We start from the raw sequence: 17,016 nt of genomic DNA on the forward strand, positions 1-17,016 counted from the left end.
GTTTACTATTCGAGTTCTTTTGATTTTTATATAGTCAATTTTCGACACTTGAGAGCGGTAATTCATGAGTACTAAGATCTTTACCTTAAAAGACGAACAGCAAACGGTAAAATTAGGCGCAGCTTTGGCTAAGCGATGCTCTGCGCAAACCACGCTTTATTTGCATGGTGATCTCGGTGCTGGAAAAACAACCTTCAGCCGTGGCTTCATCCGCGCATTAGGCCATGTTGGCAACGTTAAGAGCCCGACTTATACCTTAGTTGAACCTTATCAACTAGCCGATTGGCAAGTATACCATTTTGATCTTTATCGATTGGCCGATCCGGAAGAGTTGGAATTTATGGGTATTCGTGATTATTTCACACCGGATGCGATCTGCCTTGTTGAGTGGCCAGAAAAAGGCAGCGGTCTACTTCCAACCGCAGATATTGATGTTGAGCTACGCTACGATGGCGAACAAAGGCAAGCTTTTCTGAGTGCAAACAGCCCCTATGGATCCTCATTGCTGAGTCAGTTGGAGTTATGTTGAACATCATCCATTTGTTACGAACGATAACTCTATCGCTTGCGGTTTGGGGCTGTGCTTTATTTACTTCAACGACGCACGCGAATGCATTAGAAGGCGTGCGCGTTTGGCCTTCTCCAGATGAAACTCGAGTGGTTATCGATCTCAAAACTGAAGCGGATTATAGCTATTTCACTTTAAGCAGCCCCGAGCGTTTGGTGGTGGATTTAAAAAACACCACGCTTAATACAAAATTGCCGCTTAAAGTCACGGATAGTCCTGTTCTCAAGCAAATTCGTAATAGCTCGCCTCCGGAGAAAGGGACGTATCGCTTGGTGTTTGAGTTACAGCGCAAAGTGAACCCTCAGCCATTTAAACTTGCGCCAACGCCGGGTGGTCAGTATGGGCATCGTTTGGTGGTTGATTTACCCCACAATTTGGATAGTGACAAGGCGACAGTAAAACCGGCCAGCCAAACTAAAGTGAGCCGCGACGCTTCGCAGTTATTAGGAACCGAGGATATCGTGGTGGCTATTGATGCTGGTCATGGCGGAGAAGATCCCGGCTCGATTGGCCCGACCAAAAAATATGAAAAAAATGCCACCTTAAGTATCTCCAAGAAGATCGCAGATCAAATTAACGCCGTACCGGGAATGAAGGCGGTCATGACACGCAGTGGCGATTACTTTGTCAATCTCAATAAACGTTCTGAAATTGCGCGTCGTAATAAGTCACACCTACTTGTCTCCATTCACGCCGATGCCTTTCATACCCCGCAACCCAGGGGGGGCTCGGTGTTTGTGTTAAATACCAAGCGTGCGAATACGGAAATTGCTCGCTGGGTTGAGAACCACGAACAGCAATCAGAACTGTTAGGTGGGGCAGGTGAAGTGCTGGCAAAAAACAATAGCGATCGAAACGTTAGCCAAACCTTGCTGGACTTGCAATTTAGTCACTCACAAAAAGAGGGTTACAAGGTGGCAACTCATCTGCTAGGCGAAATGGGAAAAGTAGCCCACTTACATAAAGCAGAGCCAGTCAACGCAAGTTTGGCGGTACTTAAGTCGCCCGATATTCCTTCGGTGTTGGTTGAAACGGGTTTTATTTCTAACCCTACCGAGGAACAATTGCTATTTCAGCGCTCGCATCAAGATAAATTGGCTCGCGCATTGGCAACCGCCATCGTCAAGTATTTTGAAGAAAACCCACCCGAGGGCACTCTGTTTGCTAATCGCGGTAAGACGCAAAAGCACAAAGTGCAGCGTGGGGAATCACTCTCGGTTATCGCTAATAAATATGGCACTTCGACTCAAGCATTAATCGCAACCAACAAACTAAAAAATGCCAATTTGTCGATTGGTCAAATCTTAACGATTCCGGCCACGTCAGCTCCGATTCGCGTTCCTGTGGTCAGCAACCCAGTAGAAACGGAAATTGTTACGCATGTGGTGAAATCTGGCGAGTATTTGGGCAAGATAGCGAGCACGTATAAAGTGAGTGTGGATGCGATTAAACGCGAGAATAACTTGCGTTCAGACACCTTAACGCTGGGGCAGAAACTGAAGATAACGGTGAGTTTGAAGGATAAGCCGCTGCGTAAGCATAAAGTTGAAAAAGGCGAGTTTTTGAGCAAAATTGCCAGCCAATATCAAGTGAGTCTGAATAGTATTCGCCAAGTAAACCAACTTCGGTCTGATCAGCTCGCCATAGGGCAAGTGTTGATCATTCCCAATAAGTAGTAATGAGTATGACGATTAAGATTCTACCTGCACGTCTTGCTAACCAAATTGCCGCAGGTGAAGTGGTTGAAAGGCCGGCTTCTGTCGTTAAAGAGCTGGTGGAGAATAGCTTGGATTCGGGCGCCTCTCGTATCGATATCGATATCGAAAAGGGAGGTACGAAGCTTATCCGTGTGCGCGATAACGGACAAGGGATAGTAAAAGAGGAATTGGCGCTCGCTTTAAGCCGCCATGCAACTTCTAAAATTCACACCTTGGATGATTTAGAGGCGATCGTTAGCTTAGGTTTTCGTGGAGAAGCGCTCGCGAGTATTAGCTCAGTCTCTCGGCTTACATTGACGTCCCGTCCAGCCACGCAAGAACAAGCTTGGGCAGCATACAGTGAAGGTCGAGATATGGCGGTTAATTTGCAGCCAACCGCACACCCGATTGGAACGTCTGTTGAAGTTCTCGATCTGTTCTTTAATACGCCCGCTCGGCGCAAATTTTTACGCACAGAGAAAACAGAATTTACTCACATTGATGAGCTACTAAAACGTATTGCTTTGAGCCGGTTTGATGTCACCATCAATGTGCGCCATAACGGCAAGATGGTACGTCAATATCGAGCGGCTAAAACGGCCGCTCAAGAGGAAAAAAGAATCGCGGCTGTGTGTGGCAACGCTTTTGTTCGCCATATGCTAAGCATTGAGTTGGAACATCAAGGGCTTCGCTTGCATGGTTGGATAACGACTCCAGAAGGCGCGCGCCAGCAGAGTGATTTGCAATACTGTTACGTTAATGGGCGGATGATGCGTGACAAGCTGATTAATCATGCTATCCGGCAAAGTTATGAAACCAGCCTGAGAGGCGATCAGTTCGCCACTTATGTACTCTTCATTGAGCTCGATCCCCATCAAGTGGATGTGAATGTCCATCCCGCGAAACACGAGGTGCGTTTCCATCAAGCGCGATTAGTGCATGATTTTATCTATCAAGCACTCAGTAGTGCACTGGCTGAAAGCAAGCACATTGAGAAGCCGCAGCTCAAACCATCGGCTTTTCATCAGCCCGATGCGGCGACTGTGGATCGCATTGAGAATGACACTGCAATTGATAGTGTGTGCCAAGACACTGAGGGGCATAACACCGTTCCAGAGCAAGTGTGGCAAGCGATTGACAACACTCCCGCTTATCCACGAAAAGCTGAGCGAGAAAGTACAACCGCGCACGGCATAGCTGAAACGCCAAAGCGTAGCCATTGGCAGCAAAACGGCTCTCCATCTTCTTCTCGGGCGAAAGCTGAGCGCCAGCCAACGGGCTCACCTTCGAGCGGGGAAGTGAAGCTCTATCAAGAGCTGATGGCAACTCAACCGCCAGCTTCAGCAGTCGAACTTTCTCCTATCGCACATCAAGCTCAAGGTGAAATGCTGCAGCTCGAACAGTTGGGTAAAGCTATTGCGGTAATCAAAGGGCAGTACCTGTTAATGGGGTCCAAACAGGGCGTTGTATTGCTTTCTCTTATCAAAGGAGCATGGCTGAAAACTCGCGGCCAGTTGCATACCGAACAAGGCGGCTTGAAAAGCCAACCTTTACTCGTGCCGCTCTCCATCAAGCTCTCAGCACAAGAACATCAAGCGTTAACGCATTGCCAGCCGATGTTGAATACGCTAGGGATTGAGCTTAAAGAACGTCATGGTTCAAGCATCATGGTGATGGGCGTACCTCAACCGTTGAGGCAACAAAACCTGCAAAACTTAATCCCAGATCTGCTATCTTACGTGTCCGCTAATTTTACGGCTGATGATGAACCTATTACGGTGGATCTTGTTGCCGATTGGCTGGCTGAACACATCACTGTGGTGAAAAGTGACTACACTTTGTCTGAAGCCATCCAAATGATTTCGGAACTTGAACAGCTTTGGCAAGGGCAGCTTCCTCTTCATGATGCGAGTTTTGTCCGCCCCGTTGATTTTTCCACCACCATAGCGGCCTTGTTGGCATAACGAATTAAAAGAATGATGAATCAAACACAACCATTGGCTCTGTTTTTAATGGGCCCGACCGCATCAGGTAAAACAGATTTGGCGATTCGTTTGCGCCAAAAATACCCAGTGGAAATCATCAGTGTCGACTCGGCGCTGATCTACAAAGGCATGGATATTGGCACCGCCAAACCTAATGCACATGAACTGGCACTCGCACCTCATCGTCTGATCGATATTTTGGATCCAAGTGAAGCCTATTCGGCGGCGGATTTTCGTCGCGATGCATTACTTGCAATGCATGATATTACCGCGCAAGGTAAAATTCCTCTGCTCGTTGGGGGAACTATGTTGTATTACAAGGCTCTACTTGAAGGGCTTTCGCCACTTCCTGCGGCTAACCCTGAGATACGGCAACAAATTGAGCAAGAGGCTTTGGAGCATGGTTGGGGTCAGTTACACGATCAATTACAAACGATTGATCCGGTTTCGGCGGCAAGAATTCATCCTAATGATCCACAAAGATTGTCACGAGCATTGGAAGTTTACCGAATTTCAGGTAAAACTCTTACAGAGTTAACTCAAACGAAAGGTGAAAGCCTGCCATTTCGAGTTAAGCAGTTTGCTATAGCTCCCAAGGAAAGGGCTGAGCTCCACCGTCGAATCGAACTCAGGTTTGAAAAGATGATCGAAGCTGGATTTGAAGAAGAAATGAAAGCACTTTATGCTCGAAACGATCTTCATCCGGATTTGCCATCGATTCGCTGTGTTGGTTATCGACAGATGTGGGACTATTTGGATGGGAATTGTACGTTAGAGGAAGCGGTATATCGTGGAATCTGTGCAACCCGTCAATTGGCCAAGCGTCAGATCACCTGGTTACGCAGCTGGGATGATTTAACTTGGTTAGATAGCGAAAACATTGATCATGCAGTAGAAACTCTCTCAAATGCCATAGCATCTGATGGAGTTAGCTGTGTATAATGTGATCGCTTTTGCGTGATGTACCCTGTAAAGGATCCGTTACTTGATATTTGGCATTATCGCCGTCATAACAAGTAGCAACGGGGTTTTTATTCATTTAGCTCAGATGCAAAGGCCGCACCAATAATGCAGTGCACCACTAGCTAAATAACTACAACAAAATACAAATAAGGAAAATAAAATGGCTAAGGGGCAATCTCTACAAGACCCATTCTTAAATGCACTACGTCGTGAGCGCATTCCAGTATCCATCTACCTTGTGAACGGAATTAAGCTTCAAGGTCAGATTGAATCCTTTGATCAATTTGTGATCTTACTGAAAAACACAGTCAATCAAATGGTGTATAAGCATGCGATTTCAACGGTTGTTCCTGCACGTGCAGTGAGCCACCATACTGCTGAGCCACGCACTGGGTCTGATCGTCCATCAGACAAATCAGAAGAGTAATTCTCTGATTAGTATTATTTACTTACAAAGGAGTTGGTTGCTTGTTTGACCGTTACGAAGCCGGTGAGCGAGCGGTACTTGTTCATATCAACTTCACGCAAAAGGGTGAGTGGGATGATCTCAGCGAGTGTGAAATGCTGGTTTCTTCTGCTGGAGTGTCGACACTGCAAATTATTACTGGCAGCCGTCAAACTCCACACCCTAAATATTATGTCGGTGAGGGTAAAGCCCAAGAGATAGCGCATGCGGTTCAACTTGTTGAAGCGGATGTGGTGATCTTCAACCACGCCCTTTCTCCTGCCCAAGAACGTAATCTTGAACAACTATGCCAATGTCGAGTGATTGACCGTACTGGCCTCATCCTCGATATTTTTGCCCAACGAGCACGAACCCATGAAGGGAAGTTGCAAGTAGAGCTGGCACAATTGCGCCACATCTCTACGCGATTAATTCGTGGTTGGACGCACCTTGAGCGACAAAAAGGCGGTATAGGCTTACGTGGACCTGGTGAAACGCAGCTAGAAACCGACAGACGTTTATTGCGTGAACGTATTAAAGCGATATTACGCCGCTTAGAGAAAGTCGCTAAGCAGCGAGAACAAGGACGCCGAGCTCGAAATCGAGCTGAGATTCCCACCATATCGCTAGTGGGTTATACCAATGCGGGGAAATCAACGTTATTTAATCGCATTACTGAAGCTGGGGTTTATGCAGCCGATCAACTGTTTGCAACCCTAGATCCTACCTTGCGGAAAATCGAATTGGCGGACGTTGGTACTGCCGTTCTCGCTGACACCGTAGGATTTATTCGTCATCTGCCGCACGATTTAGTTGCAGCATTTAAAGCCACGTTACAAGAAACTCAAGAAGCTGACATTTTGTTACATGTTGTTGATGCCAGTGATGAGCGTTTTCGTGAGAATATCAAAGCCGTCCATGATGTATTAGAAGAGATTGACGCCCATGAGGTGCCAACGCTTGTCGTCATGAACAAGATCGATAATCTAGAAGGCCAACAACCTCGCATCGAAAAAGATGATGAGGGAATACCGAGAACCGTGTGGTTATCAGCCATGGATGGACAAGGTATTGATCTGCTTTTCGAAGCATTGACAGAGCGATTAGCGAGTCAAGTCATTCAATATCAATTGTGTATTCCACCACTGCACCAAGGTCGCATTCGTAGTGCATTTTCACAAATGAAATGTATTCAACAAGAAGAATATGATCCAGATGGTAATTTGTTGATTAACATTCGTATGCAGCAAGTTGATTGGTTTAGACTAGAAAAAAGAGAAGAAGCAGTTTTGCGTGACTTTATAGTTACTTAAAGGACTGCTACAGTATAACGTCATATCAAATGATGGAGCTTTCTAATGGCGTGGAATGAGCCCGGTAATAACAACGGCAACAATGGCCGCGATAATGACCCTTGGGGTAATAATCGTGGTGACAAAAATAAAGGTGGCCGTGATCAAGGACCGCCAGATTTGGATGAGGTTTTCAATAAACTGAGCCAGAAACTGGGCGGACGATTTGGTAAGAAAGGCGGTAAAGGCCCTTCATTCTCTGGTGGTAGCGCAATTGGCTTTGGAGTCATTGCTGCAATCGCAGTTGCGGTGTGGTTCTTTTCTGGTTTCTATACGATTGGTGAAGCTGAGCGTGGCGTCGTGCTGCGTTTAGGTAAGTATGATCGCATCGTTGATCCAGGTTTGAACTGGCGTCCTCGCTTTGTTGATGAGGTGACGGCCGTTAACGTACAAGCGATTCGCTCACTACGTGCATCGGGTTTGATGCTAACCAAAGATGAAAACGTGGTCACTGTTGGCATGGATGTACAATATCGCGTGTCTGATCCATACAAGTACTTGTATCGTGTGACTAATGCTGACGATAGCTTACGCCAAGCAACTGATTCAGCATTACGTGCCGTGGTTGGTGATTCTTTGATGGACAGTATCTTAACCAGTGGCCGTCAGCAAATTCGTCAAAGTACCCAAACGACCTTGAATCAAATCATTGATAGCTATGATATGGGCTTAATGATTGTCGATGTCAACTTCCAGTCGGCTCGTCCGCCAGAGCAAGTGAAAGATGCGTTCGATGATGCGATTGCGGCGCGAGAAGATGAAGAGCGTTTCATTCGTGAATCTGAAGCGTATAAGAACGAAATTCTGCCTAAAGCAACAGGCCGAGCAGAACGTTTGAAGAAAGAAGCGCAAGGTTATACAGAACGCACGATTAACGAAGCATTGGGTCAAGTGGCACAGTTTGAAAAACTGCTCCCTGAGTATCAAGCCGCGCCAGATGTGACACGTAATCGTCTCTACCTAGATACCATGGAAGAGGTGTATTCAAACACATCTAAAGTGCTAATTGATTCAGAATCCAGTGGCAATATGCTTTATCTACCGTTGGATCGAATTACAGGCCAAGACAGTAAGAATGACACCAAACGTCAAGATAAATCATCATCAACCTATGATCAGATAGAGCTTGATTCACCAACCAGCAGTGATACAGGTAATACACCGTCTCGCTCTAGCAATACACGTCAAGGGAGATACTAGTAATGCGTAAGTTAATGATCCCAGTATTAGTGATTGCACTGGTATTGATGTTGATGTCGCTGTTTGTGATTCCTGAAGGTGAGCGCGGTATTGTTGTCCGTTTCGGTCGTATTCTGAAAGATAACAATGAAATTGCTCGAATCTACGAACCGGGTTTGCATTTTAAAATGCCACTGTTTGATCGAGTAAGAACGTTAGATGCGCGCATCCAAACAATGGATGGCCGCTCTGACCGTTTCGTGACTTCAGAGAAAAAAGATGTGATCATCGATACCTATGTCAAATGGCGTATTGAAGACTTTGGTCAATACTACTTGGCAACGGGTGGTGGCAATGCATTGACGGCACAAGCACTGTTAGAGCGTAAAGTGACAGACATTCTTCGTTCTGAAATCGGTTCTCGTGAAATCAAACAAATTGTTTCAGGCCCACGTAATAAAGATGTCTTGCCGGAAAGTGCTGATGATGAAGTCGTCACGACTGAGGCTGCGAAACAAGCATTGGAAATCGATGGTCAGCGTGACCAAGTGATGGAAAATGTGTTGGAAGATACGCGTAAAGGCGCACTGAAAGATTTAGGCGTGAGAGTGGTTGATTTCCGTATTAAGAAAATCAACCTCCCAGATGAGATCAGTGAGTCTATCTATCGTCGTATGCGTGCTGAACGTGAGTCAGTAGCTCGTAAACACCGCTCTCAAGGTCGTGAAAAAGCCGAAGTCATTCGTGCTCAAGCTGAACTTGAAGTGGCGACTATCTTAGCGGAAGCGGATAAAACGGCTCGCGTAACTCGCGGTGATGCTGATGCTAAAGCAGCGAAGATTTACTCAGATGTGTACAGTAAAGATCCTGAGTTTTACGGGTTCTTACGTTCGCTGAAAGCCTATGAGAAATCATTTAGCGAGAAGAGTGATATCTTGGTGCTTGATCCTAAGAGTGATTTCTTCAAGTACATGAATAACACCAAAGGTTTGACAACGAAATAATTGACCGTTGTTTATTCAAAGGCTCCTTCAGGGAGCCTTTGTCGTTTATTGGCTTTAAGAGAGAAGGCACTATGTCGAATTCAATCTGGCTTGCTGTGGGGCTGGTGTTAATTGCAGAAGGTATTGGACCGTTAATCGCCCCTAATGGCTGGAGAAAGATGGTGTCGGAGCTCAGCCAGCAGCCCGATCATCAACTGCGCCGCATCGGTGGTTGTCTCGTCGTTGCTGGGGGCATCATTGCGTACTACTTCGCACGATAGTGATGCACAATAGCGTGGTAACCGATTTATTATGATCAGTTTATCACTATCAGTATCATCACTATCAATAGTGAGGTGGTGGAGTCTCTTCTGATGGATCCGCTAAATGTGAGGCATCCATATTTTTGACTTTACCAGCCACATATTTCATTTGGTCTTGCATTTTCGTCAGCATGAGCTGCTGTGTTGATAATGCTTGATTGAGTTCATCAATGGTTTGTTCTTGGAAAGCAAGTTGGCATTCCAAGTCACTAACACGCTGTTCTAATTGCTGAATATACTTATCGTTCATAACTAATCGTCGAGTTTCCAAGCTTGAGCAATACCTGCAGAGCTTCCGGTAATAATTCGTTGCTGATGATCAAAGGCCGCATCATACACCACCGCAGTGGGTGGGCGAGCATCTTTTAGCGGTTCTACTTCGAATCCTTGCTGTTTTTTACCACTTTGAGTATCCCAAACCGCGACTTGGCTTGAAGGATTCCCTGTCACAAGCAATCTGCCATCATCGGAAAAACGCGCCGTAGAGAAAATCAATTGTCGTGAAAAACTGCGCAATTTCGCCTGTTCCTTACCCGAGGAGAGATCCCAAATAATGGATTGATTACCACCATCGGAGGTAAAGGCTAATTTTCCCTCTCGCTGCAGCGCTACTCGATTCACCCGCTGCTCATGTTCAAACGATCGTAAAATTTGCCCACTTTGCGTATCCCAAAGGTAGGCAAAATAATCATTACCTCCCGTCAGAGCAAAGCGGCCATTGGGCGATAGGGCGACAGAATTCACTTTTTCTCGATGAGCAAGGAACTCTAGTCGACGTCCAGTGACTAAATCGACGTAAATCGCTTTACCATTGGATAAACCGAGTAGAACTTGTTTTCCGTTATTGGCAATGTCAATGTCTCGGATCAGCCCATCGGAGATGGACCACAAACCTTGAGCTTGTGTCCAACCTAAGTCCCATACAGCAAAGTTAATTTGGCTAGCGGTCACGGCAAAACGGCCATTATCGGAGAGTCGAATATGAGAAACGGTATTGGCTTGTGGGTCTTGAGGTCCCAATTCGGCTAAGGTTTTGTTTTGTTCAAGATCCCATAGAACGAGTTGTCTTTGTTTGGAATAGAGTAGCGCAAAACGACCATCGCGGCTTAAACCGAAACTGGTCGAACCGTTTGGTTCTATATCCCAACGTTGTACATCGCTGTTAGAGAAAAAACAGCCATTTAACATCAAGATGACAATGCAACCTAGGATTGAATGAGAAATTATTCGCATCAAGTCTAATTATCCGCTTTGAGTGTAAAGACAATCTATCAACATATCGCTATATTGGTACAACTCTGTTTAGCGCACCAGTTTTTCACTGAAATTTGTGCGTAATAACAAAAGGTTTGCCTACAAATTGGAGAAATAAATGAAATCATTGTTTAAAGTGTCACTGCTTGCGGCAACCGTCATGCTTGCAGTTGGCTGCCAGAAAGATGAAGCCCCGAAAACTGAAGCAGCACCTGCAGCAGAACAAGTACAAACGGAAGCGGGAAAAACGGTTCACTTTAAAACAGAAGATGACAAAGCGGCTTACGCGATTGGCGTCTCTTTTGCAAATTACCTCAGCACCAGCATTGAAAAACCAGCCGAAATTGGTATCAATCTGAATAAAGATCTGGTTCTAAAAGGGATTGAACATGTCTTCGCGGGCAATGCTGAGTTGAGTGAAGAAGAGACACGCGCAGCGCTAGAAGCTCTAGATAAACGCGTTTCTGAAACCATGCAAGCGAAAGCCGCTGAAAAAGCGGCTGCTGCTGAAAAAGCTGGTGACGAATTCCGCGCTGAATTTGAAAAACAAGATGGCGTAAAGAAAACTGAATCTGGTTTACTGTACCAAGTACTGACGCCAGCAAAAGGTGAGTCACCAAAAGAGACCGATACTGTTCAAGTTCATTACAAAGGGACACTGGCTGACGGTACTCAATTTGATAGCTCGTATGATCGTGGTGAGCCAGCGACATTTCCACTCAATCGGGTTATTCCTGGTTGGACAGAAGGTGTGCAACTGATGCAAGTGGGAGCAAAATACAAGTTTGTTATCCCGCCGCAACTGGCTTACGGCGAGCAAGATACGCCGACTATTCCAGCAAACTCAACACTTGTGTTTGAAGTGGAGTTACTAAAAATTGATAACGGTAGCGATGCGGCTAAATAATATCAGCCATTGTTGAACCGTTGTAACCAGCTCAAAGGCCTGATGAATCAGGCCTTTTCTGTCTCTAACGACTCACTAATTAGTTGTTCTAAATCACTTGTTAGTGACTTAACAGAGTTTTCGATTAAAATTTTCTGATAAACTTACGTCAATTTGTTGATTTTTCGCTCTAAGGCTAGATAACAGTGACAACGACAGAAACTCTAAACGCGGATATGTTGCTTGAAATGGAATCCGTGCACGTGATGCCATTTAGTGATCACGATAAAATCATTCTTCGATCTTATGAAGCTGTGGTTGACGGTATCGCCAGCCTGATTGGTCCTTTTTGTGAGATCGTTCTGCACTCATTGGAAGATCTCAATACCTCGGCGATTAAAATTGCCAATGGTGAAAACACGGGACGTCAAGTGGGTTCCCCGATCACCGATCTTGCACTGCGTATGTTGAAAGATATTGAAGGATCGGAGCGTAACTTCTCACGATCGTATTTCTCTCGCGCCAAGGGTGGTGTGTTGATGAAATCGATTACGGTCGCGATTCGTAATGGTGATAACCGAGTCATTGGCTTACTTTGTATCAACGTCAATTTAGATGCTCCGTTCTCACAAGTTCTGCAATCATTCATGCCGACTCAGGAAGCTCAGGAAGCCGCCTCATCGGTTAACTTTGCCAGTGATGTTGAAGAGCTGGTGGATCAGACGGTAGAGCGTACAATTGAAGAGATCAACGCCGATAAATCAGTGTCTAACAATACCAAGAACCGTCAGATCGTGATGGAGCTGTATGACAAAGGCATTTTTGACATCAAAGATGCGATTAACCGCGTAGCTGATCGGCTCAATATCTCTAAACATACTGTCTATCTCTACATTCGCCAACGCAAGACCGGAGATGAATGTTAGTGGAGCCAGTATTGAGTTACACATTATTGGTCAATGGCTCAGTGTATGGCACACAGGCAGCGCGTAGTGCTTATCTGTTTGCCTGTGCATTGTTAGAAAAAGGGCATTCACTCAAGCAAGTATTTTTTTATCAAGATGGTGTTTTCAATGGCTCTGCGATCACCGCGCCTGCGAACGATGAGTTTGATCTTGTGAAAGCATGGCAGAAGCTGTCTACTGAACACCATGTACGCTTAGAAACCTGTGTTGCTGCAGCGTTACGTCGTGGCATTATCAGTGAAAATGAAGCTCAGCAACACCAGCTCACTGCGCATAATTTGGCACAAGGTTTTGCACAAACTGGGTTAGGAAGCTTAGCTGAAGCGTTATTAACTCAAGATCGAGTGGTACAGTTTTGAAAAAAATCGGTTTTGTTTTTCATTCTTCGCCTCATTCTAGTTCGGCTGGAAGAGAAGGGCTGGATGCTGTACTGGCAGCCTCTGCCTATTGTGATGCGATCTCACTCTTTTTTGTTGGGCTTGGCGTGACGCAAATCGTCGCCAACCAATCACCGCAACAACTGCTTAGCCGTGATTATATCAGTGCGTTTAAACTGCTTGAGTTATACGATATTGAACACCTTTATCTGTGTGAGCAAAGCGTTGAAGAGTTGGGGTTAGCATCGGCTCAATGGGTAATTGATGTTGAAAAAAAATCGCCTCAGCAAATCGCTCAGTTACTTCACGAGTGCGATCAAGTACTAACTTTCTAAGGTGTACCTATGCTGCATATTGTAAAAGACACGGCAAAACTGGCCTTAGCGCAGCGTTATTGTTTGGCTGAGGATAGTATTATCTTGGTTGAAGAAGCAGTTTATATGAGTAACCCTAGTGCGGGCTCTTTTTTACTACTCAACGATCTGAACAGGGTTTATGTCTTACTTGAGGATCTCTGCGCGCGTGGGGTGCAGGATCTCTGCTCAGTACAAATTACCAAAGTGGATTTCTCTGGTTTGGTTGAACTTACTACTAACCATGAAAAATCAATCACTTGGTAGATTTTCTTATCACTATTACCCCTCTATTACCCACCCTTTACTTATGGTGGTTAAAAAAGATCTGTATATTTCTTGACACACCTCTCACTGCTGCATAGAATTTTGCGTCCCTATTTGTACTAAGTGCACTAGGGACTAGATTTTTCACAAAGCTTACTTTAAGTAAATTCAGGAGCTAGTTAATGGCAACTATTAACCAGTTGGTCCGCAATCCTCGTGTAAAGCAAGTTGTTAAAAGCAACGTGCCAGCACTAGAAGCGTGCCCACAAAAACGTGGTGTATGTACACGTGTTTACACTACTACACCTAAAAAACCTAACTCAGCACTTCGTAAAGTATGTCGTGTTCGTCTAACGAACGGCTTCGAAGTGACTTCGTACATCGGCGGTGAAGGTCACAACCTTCAAGAGCACTCAGTTGTTCTTATCCGTGGCGGTCGTGTAAAAGACCTTCCAGGTGTGCGTTACCACACAATCCGTGGTGCACTTGACTGTGCAGGCGTAAACGACCGTAAACAAGCTCGTTCTAAATACGGTGTGAAACGTCCTAAATCTTAATGGATTTCCGTTAAGTAAGGCCAAACACTAAATTATTTAATTTTTGAAGAAACTGAAAAGTTTTGGATAACCTGAAAAAGACAACGGAGAATATCCATGCCACGTCGTCGCGTTATTGGTCAGCGTAAGATCCTTCCAGATCCAAAGTTCAAGTCTGAACTGCTGGCAAAATTCGTTAACATTCTTATGGTTGACGGTAAAAAATCTACTGCAGAGAAAATTGTTTACACTGCACTAGACACTATGGCTGAGAAATCTGGCAAAGGTCACTTAGCTGTATTTGAAGAAGCTCTTGAAAACGTACGTCCAGCGGTCGAAGTTAAATCTCGCCGCGTGGGTGGTTCAACTTACCAAGTGCCAGTAGAAGTACGTCCGGTTCGCCGTAACGCACTTGCTATGCGTTGGGTAGTTGATGCTGCGCGTAAGCGTGGTGAAAAATCTATGGCTGCTCGCCTAGCTGCTGAAATGCTAGACGCGTCAGAAAATAAAGGTACTGCTGTTAAGAAACGTGAAGACGTTCACCGTATGGCAGAAGCGAACAAAGCATTCGCTCATTACCGCTGGTAATACCTTCTGTGCTGCGAGGTTCTCTCGCAGCACATTTTCATACTCTAAGGATTACCTTAGTAAGAGGATACAATCGTGGCTCGGAAAACTCCTATTGAGCGCTACCGCAACATCGGTATCTGTGCTCACGTAGATGCAGGTAAAACAACCACTACTGAGCGTATTCTGTTCTACACTGGCCTTTCTCACAAAATCGGCGAAGTTCACGATGGTGCTGCAACCATGGACTGGATGGAGCAGGAGCAAGAACGTGGTATCACTATCACTTCTGCTGCTACGACAACCTTCTGGCGTGGTATGGAAGCACAGTTCCAAGATCATCGCGTAAACATCATTGATACCCCAGGACACGTTGACTTTACAATTGAAGTAGAGCGTTCACTTCGTGTGCTTGATGGTGCTGTGGTTGTATTCTGTGGCTCATCTGGTGTTGAACCCCAGTCTGAAACTGTATGGCGTCAAGCTGACAAATACGGTGTTCCTCGCATGGTGTTCGTTAATAAAATGGACCGTGCTGGCGCAGACTTTTTACGCGTTGTAAACCAAATTAAACATCGTCTTGGTGCGACTCCTGTTCCTATTCAATTAAATATTGGTGCGGAAGAAGAGTTCAAAGGTGTCATCGACCTTATCAAGATGAAAGCCATCAACTGGAATGAAGCCGATCAAGGCATGACGTTTACTTACGAAGACATTCCAGAAGATATGCTTGAGTTGGCCGAAGAATGGCACAACAACCTAGTAGAAGCGGCAGCGGAAGCTAGTGAAGAGTTAATGGAAAAGTATCTTGAAGACGGCGAGCTGACAGAAGCGGAAATCAAACAAGCGCTACGGACTCGTACCATTAACAATGAAATCGTATTGGCCACTTGTGGTAGTGCCTTTAAAAATAAAGGCGTACAAGCGGTATTGGATGCAGTTGTTGAATATTTGCCTTCACCGGTAGATGTACCAGCCATTAAAGGCGTGGATGAAAACGAGAACGAAGTAGAACGTCACGCTGACGACAACGAACCTTTCTCGGCACTTGCATTTAAGATTGCCACTGACCCATTTGTTGGGACATTGACTTTCATGCGTGTTTACTCTGGTGTGGTGAACTCTGGCGATGCCGTTTACAACTCAGTGAAACAGAAAAAAGAACGTTTTGGTCGTATCGTACAGATGCATGCCAACAAACGTGAAGAGATTAAAGAAGTTCGTGCTGGCGATATTGCGGCTGCGATCGGCTTAAAAGATGTCACGACAGGCGATACGCTGTGTAACCCAGACCACAAAGTGGTTCTTGAGCGCATGGAATTCCCTGAGCCAGTGATTCAAATTGCGGTAGAGCCTCGCTCTAAAGCTGACCAAGAAAAAATGGGTATTGCGCTAGGTAAACTGGCGGCGGAAGACCCATCTTTCCGTGTCGAAACCGATAAGGAAACAGGTCAAACGTTGATCTCTGGTATGGGTGAGCTTCACCTAGACATCATTGTTGATCGCATGAAGCGTGAGTTCAGTGTGGACTGTAACGTTGGTAAACCACAAGTGGCTTACCGCGAAACTATCCGTGGAAAAGCGGAAGTAGAAGGCAAGTTCGTTCGTCAATCTGGTGGTCGTGGTCAATATGGTCACGTTTGGCTTAAGATTGAACCTGCGGAACTCGGTGAAGGCTTTGTCTTTGTCGACGAAATCGTTGGTGGTGTGATTCCTAAGGAATACATCAGCTCGGTTGCGAAAGGTATCGAAGAGCAAATGAACAACGGTGTGTTAGCTGGTTATCCGATTCTGGATGTGAAAGCGACATTATTCGATGGTTCATATCATGATGTCGACTCAAGCGAGATGGCGTTTAAGATTGCTGGTTCGATGGCGTTCAAGAAAGGTGCTTTAGAAGCGCAGCCTGTTCTTCTTGAACCAATGATGAAAGTTGAAGTAACTACTCCAGAAGATTGGATGGGTGATGTTGTGGGTGACTTAAACCGTCGTCGCGGCATGATTGAAGGTATGGATGAAGGCCATGCAGGCCTTAAGATTATCCATGCTAGAGTCCCTCTATCGGAAATGTTTGGTTATGCAACAGACTTACGGTCTGCCACTCAGGGTCGCGCCTCTTACTCCATGGAGTTTGCAGAGTACGCTGATGTGCCAAAAAATGTTGCAGAAGCAATCATTGCAGAACGTGGTTAACTGTTATTTGTTTAATAACGAATCTATTGCGCTGATGAGAGTTGGCGCATAAAATAGCAATTTCTGGCGCGTCTTGAGCTATATGTGACTCAAGACGAATCATAACTAGGAAGGAACACGATC

19 protein-coding genes are annotated in these 17,016 nt (G+C 45.4%); 17 read left to right on the top strand and 2 right to left on the bottom strand.

The annotated features are described in order from the left end of the window. Positions 1–64 precede the first annotated feature (64 nt). From tsaE to NB504_RS07735, 9 genes are all read left to right on the top strand, one after another. Complete coding sequence (tsaE, locus tag NB504_RS07695; protein ID WP_010318946.1) at positions 65–529, top strand: tRNA (adenosine(37)-N6)-threonylcarbamoyltransferase complex ATPase subunit type 1 TsaE; 465 nt, start codon at positions 65–67, stop codon at positions 527–529. Further along, positions 523–2,244 carry an N-acetylmuramoyl-L-alanine amidase gene (locus tag NB504_RS07700; protein ID WP_017043316.1) on the top strand — a complete coding sequence of 574 codons (1,722 nt, stop codon included), beginning with the start codon at positions 523–525 and terminating at the stop codon, positions 2,242–2,244. The genes tsaE and NB504_RS07700 overlap by 7 nt, the downstream gene beginning before the upstream one ends. A gap of 2 nt (positions 2,245–2,246) precedes the next feature. Beyond that, on the top strand, positions 2,247–4,229 hold the full coding sequence (gene mutL, locus NB504_RS07705; protein ID WP_258428594.1) for a DNA mismatch repair endonuclease MutL: 1,983 nt from the start codon (positions 2,247–2,249) through the stop codon (positions 4,227–4,229). Between the two features lie 15 nt (positions 4,230–4,244). Next, complete coding sequence (miaA, locus tag NB504_RS07710) at positions 4,245–5,192, top strand: tRNA (adenosine(37)-N6)-dimethylallyltransferase MiaA (protein ID WP_026028407.1); 948 nt, start codon at positions 4,245–4,247, stop codon at positions 5,190–5,192. 181 nt (positions 5,193–5,373) lie between these two features. Further along, entirely contained in the window at positions 5,374–5,640 is a 267-nt protein-coding gene (hfq, locus tag NB504_RS07715; RefSeq protein WP_013857931.1) for an RNA chaperone Hfq, read from the top strand. Between the two features lie 41 nt (positions 5,641–5,681). Then, positions 5,682–6,971, top strand: coding sequence for a ribosome rescue GTPase HflX (hflX, locus tag NB504_RS07720; protein WP_010318941.1), 1,290 nt, complete (start codon positions 5,682–5,684; stop codon positions 6,969–6,971). Positions 6,972–7,016: 45 nt separating this feature from the next. After that, positions 7,017–8,210 carry an FtsH protease activity modulator HflK gene (gene hflK, locus NB504_RS07725; RefSeq protein WP_013857930.1) on the top strand — a complete coding sequence of 398 codons (1,194 nt, stop codon included), beginning with the start codon at positions 7,017–7,019 and terminating at the stop codon, positions 8,208–8,210. A gap of 2 nt (positions 8,211–8,212) precedes the next feature. Then, positions 8,213–9,193, top strand: a complete 981-nt coding sequence (gene hflC / locus NB504_RS07730) for a protease modulator HflC (RefSeq protein WP_013857929.1) — start codon at positions 8,213–8,215, stop codon at positions 9,191–9,193. Between the two features lie 71 nt (positions 9,194–9,264). Continuing rightward, on the top strand, positions 9,265–9,453 hold the full coding sequence (locus NB504_RS07735; RefSeq protein ID WP_094499552.1) for a DUF2065 domain-containing protein: 189 nt from the start codon (positions 9,265–9,267) through the stop codon (positions 9,451–9,453). Positions 9,454–9,517: 64 nt separating this feature from the next. Here the strand turns inward: NB504_RS07735 and NB504_RS07740 are convergent, their stop codons facing one another. Then, positions 9,518–9,745 carry a SlyX family protein gene (locus NB504_RS07740; protein WP_010318937.1) on the bottom strand — a complete coding sequence of 76 codons (228 nt, stop codon included), beginning with the start codon at positions 9,743–9,745 and terminating at the stop codon, positions 9,518–9,520. Positions 9,746–9,747: 2 nt separating this feature from the next. Continuing rightward, complete coding sequence (locus NB504_RS07745) at positions 9,748–10,728, bottom strand: WD40 repeat domain-containing protein (RefSeq protein WP_026027456.1); 981 nt, start codon at positions 10,726–10,728, stop codon at positions 9,748–9,750. Between the two features lie 139 nt (positions 10,729–10,867). Here NB504_RS07745 and fkpA point away from each other — a divergent pair, with 139 nt between their 5' ends. The 8 genes from fkpA (at position 10,868) to fusA (ending at position 16,893) form a co-directional block, all read left to right on the top strand. Continuing rightward, positions 10,868–11,656, top strand: a complete 789-nt coding sequence (gene fkpA, locus NB504_RS07750; protein ID WP_010318935.1) for an FKBP-type peptidyl-prolyl cis-trans isomerase — start codon at positions 10,868–10,870, stop codon at positions 11,654–11,656. A gap of 185 nt (positions 11,657–11,841) precedes the next feature. Continuing rightward, positions 11,842–12,561 carry a transcriptional regulator gene (locus tag NB504_RS07755; RefSeq protein WP_013857924.1) on the top strand — a complete coding sequence of 240 codons (720 nt, stop codon included), beginning with the start codon at positions 11,842–11,844 and terminating at the stop codon, positions 12,559–12,561. Continuing rightward, positions 12,555–12,959, top strand: a complete 405-nt coding sequence (tusD, locus tag NB504_RS07760; RefSeq protein ID WP_010318933.1) for a sulfurtransferase complex subunit TusD — start codon at positions 12,555–12,557, stop codon at positions 12,957–12,959. Before NB504_RS07755 ends, tusD begins: the two co-directional genes overlap by 7 nt. Beyond that, positions 12,956–13,312, top strand: a complete 357-nt coding sequence (gene tusC, locus NB504_RS07765) for a sulfurtransferase complex subunit TusC (protein ID WP_013857923.1) — start codon at positions 12,956–12,958, stop codon at positions 13,310–13,312. Before tusD ends, tusC begins: the two co-directional genes overlap by 4 nt. A 9-nt stretch (positions 13,313–13,321) precedes the next feature. Beyond that, a complete protein-coding gene (tusB, locus tag NB504_RS07770) occupies positions 13,322–13,597 on the top strand; it encodes a sulfurtransferase complex subunit TusB (RefSeq protein ID WP_010318931.1) in 276 nt (91 codons plus the stop codon). Positions 13,598–13,779: 182 nt separating this feature from the next. Further along, on the top strand, positions 13,780–14,154 hold the full coding sequence (gene rpsL, locus NB504_RS07775; RefSeq protein ID WP_010318930.1) for a 30S ribosomal protein S12: 375 nt from the start codon (positions 13,780–13,782) through the stop codon (positions 14,152–14,154). A gap of 96 nt (positions 14,155–14,250) precedes the next feature. Next, entirely contained in the window at positions 14,251–14,721 is a 471-nt protein-coding gene (gene rpsG, locus NB504_RS07780) for a 30S ribosomal protein S7 (protein ID WP_013857921.1), read from the top strand. 75 nt (positions 14,722–14,796) lie between these two features. Next, positions 14,797–16,893 (top strand): elongation factor G, encoded by a 2,097-nt coding sequence (gene fusA / locus NB504_RS07785; RefSeq protein ID WP_010318928.1) that lies wholly within the window; start codon positions 14,797–14,799, stop codon positions 16,891–16,893. The last annotated feature ends 123 nt before the right edge of the window (positions 16,894–17,016 follow it).

It is taken from the genome of Vibrio sp. RM-69-4, assembly GCF_024743775.1.
GTDB lineage: Bacteria > Pseudomonadota > Gammaproteobacteria > Enterobacterales > Vibrionaceae > Vibrio > Vibrio anguillarum.

What these genes read in the sequence shown, in the direction of transcription:
- tsaE (WP_010318946.1), top strand. Translation starts at nt 65, where the DNA reads ATGAGTACTAAGATCTTTACCTTAAAAGACGAACAGCAAACGGTAAAA.
- NB504_RS07740 (WP_010318937.1), bottom strand. Translation starts at nt 9,745, where the DNA reads ATGAACGATAAGTATATTCAGCAATTAGAACAGCGTGTTAGTGACTTG.
- miaA (WP_026028407.1), top strand. Translation starts at nt 4,245, where the DNA reads ATGAATCAAACACAACCATTGGCTCTGTTTTTAATGGGCCCGACCGCA.
- fkpA (WP_010318935.1), top strand. Translation starts at nt 10,868, where the DNA reads ATGAAATCATTGTTTAAAGTGTCACTGCTTGCGGCAACCGTCATGCTT.
- tusD (WP_010318933.1), top strand. Translation starts at nt 12,555, where the DNA reads ATGTTAGTGGAGCCAGTATTGAGTTACACATTATTGGTCAATGGCTCA.
- NB504_RS07735 (WP_094499552.1), top strand. Translation starts at nt 9,265, where the DNA reads ATGTCGAATTCAATCTGGCTTGCTGTGGGGCTGGTGTTAATTGCAGAA.
- hflK (WP_013857930.1), top strand. Translation starts at nt 7,017, where the DNA reads ATGGCGTGGAATGAGCCCGGTAATAACAACGGCAACAATGGCCGCGAT.
- tusB (WP_010318931.1), top strand. Translation starts at nt 13,322, where the DNA reads ATGCTGCATATTGTAAAAGACACGGCAAAACTGGCCTTAGCGCAGCGT.
- hflC (WP_013857929.1), top strand. Translation starts at nt 8,213, where the DNA reads ATGCGTAAGTTAATGATCCCAGTATTAGTGATTGCACTGGTATTGATG.
- NB504_RS07700 (WP_017043316.1), top strand. Translation starts at nt 523, where the DNA reads ATGTTGAACATCATCCATTTGTTACGAACGATAACTCTATCGCTTGCG.
- mutL (WP_258428594.1), top strand. Translation starts at nt 2,247, where the DNA reads ATGAGTATGACGATTAAGATTCTACCTGCACGTCTTGCTAACCAAATT.
- hfq (WP_013857931.1), top strand. Translation starts at nt 5,374, where the DNA reads ATGGCTAAGGGGCAATCTCTACAAGACCCATTCTTAAATGCACTACGT.
- rpsG (WP_013857921.1), top strand. Translation starts at nt 14,251, where the DNA reads ATGCCACGTCGTCGCGTTATTGGTCAGCGTAAGATCCTTCCAGATCCA.
- rpsL (WP_010318930.1), top strand. Translation starts at nt 13,780, where the DNA reads ATGGCAACTATTAACCAGTTGGTCCGCAATCCTCGTGTAAAGCAAGTT.
- NB504_RS07745 (WP_026027456.1), bottom strand. Translation starts at nt 10,728, where the DNA reads ATGCGAATAATTTCTCATTCAATCCTAGGTTGCATTGTCATCTTGATG.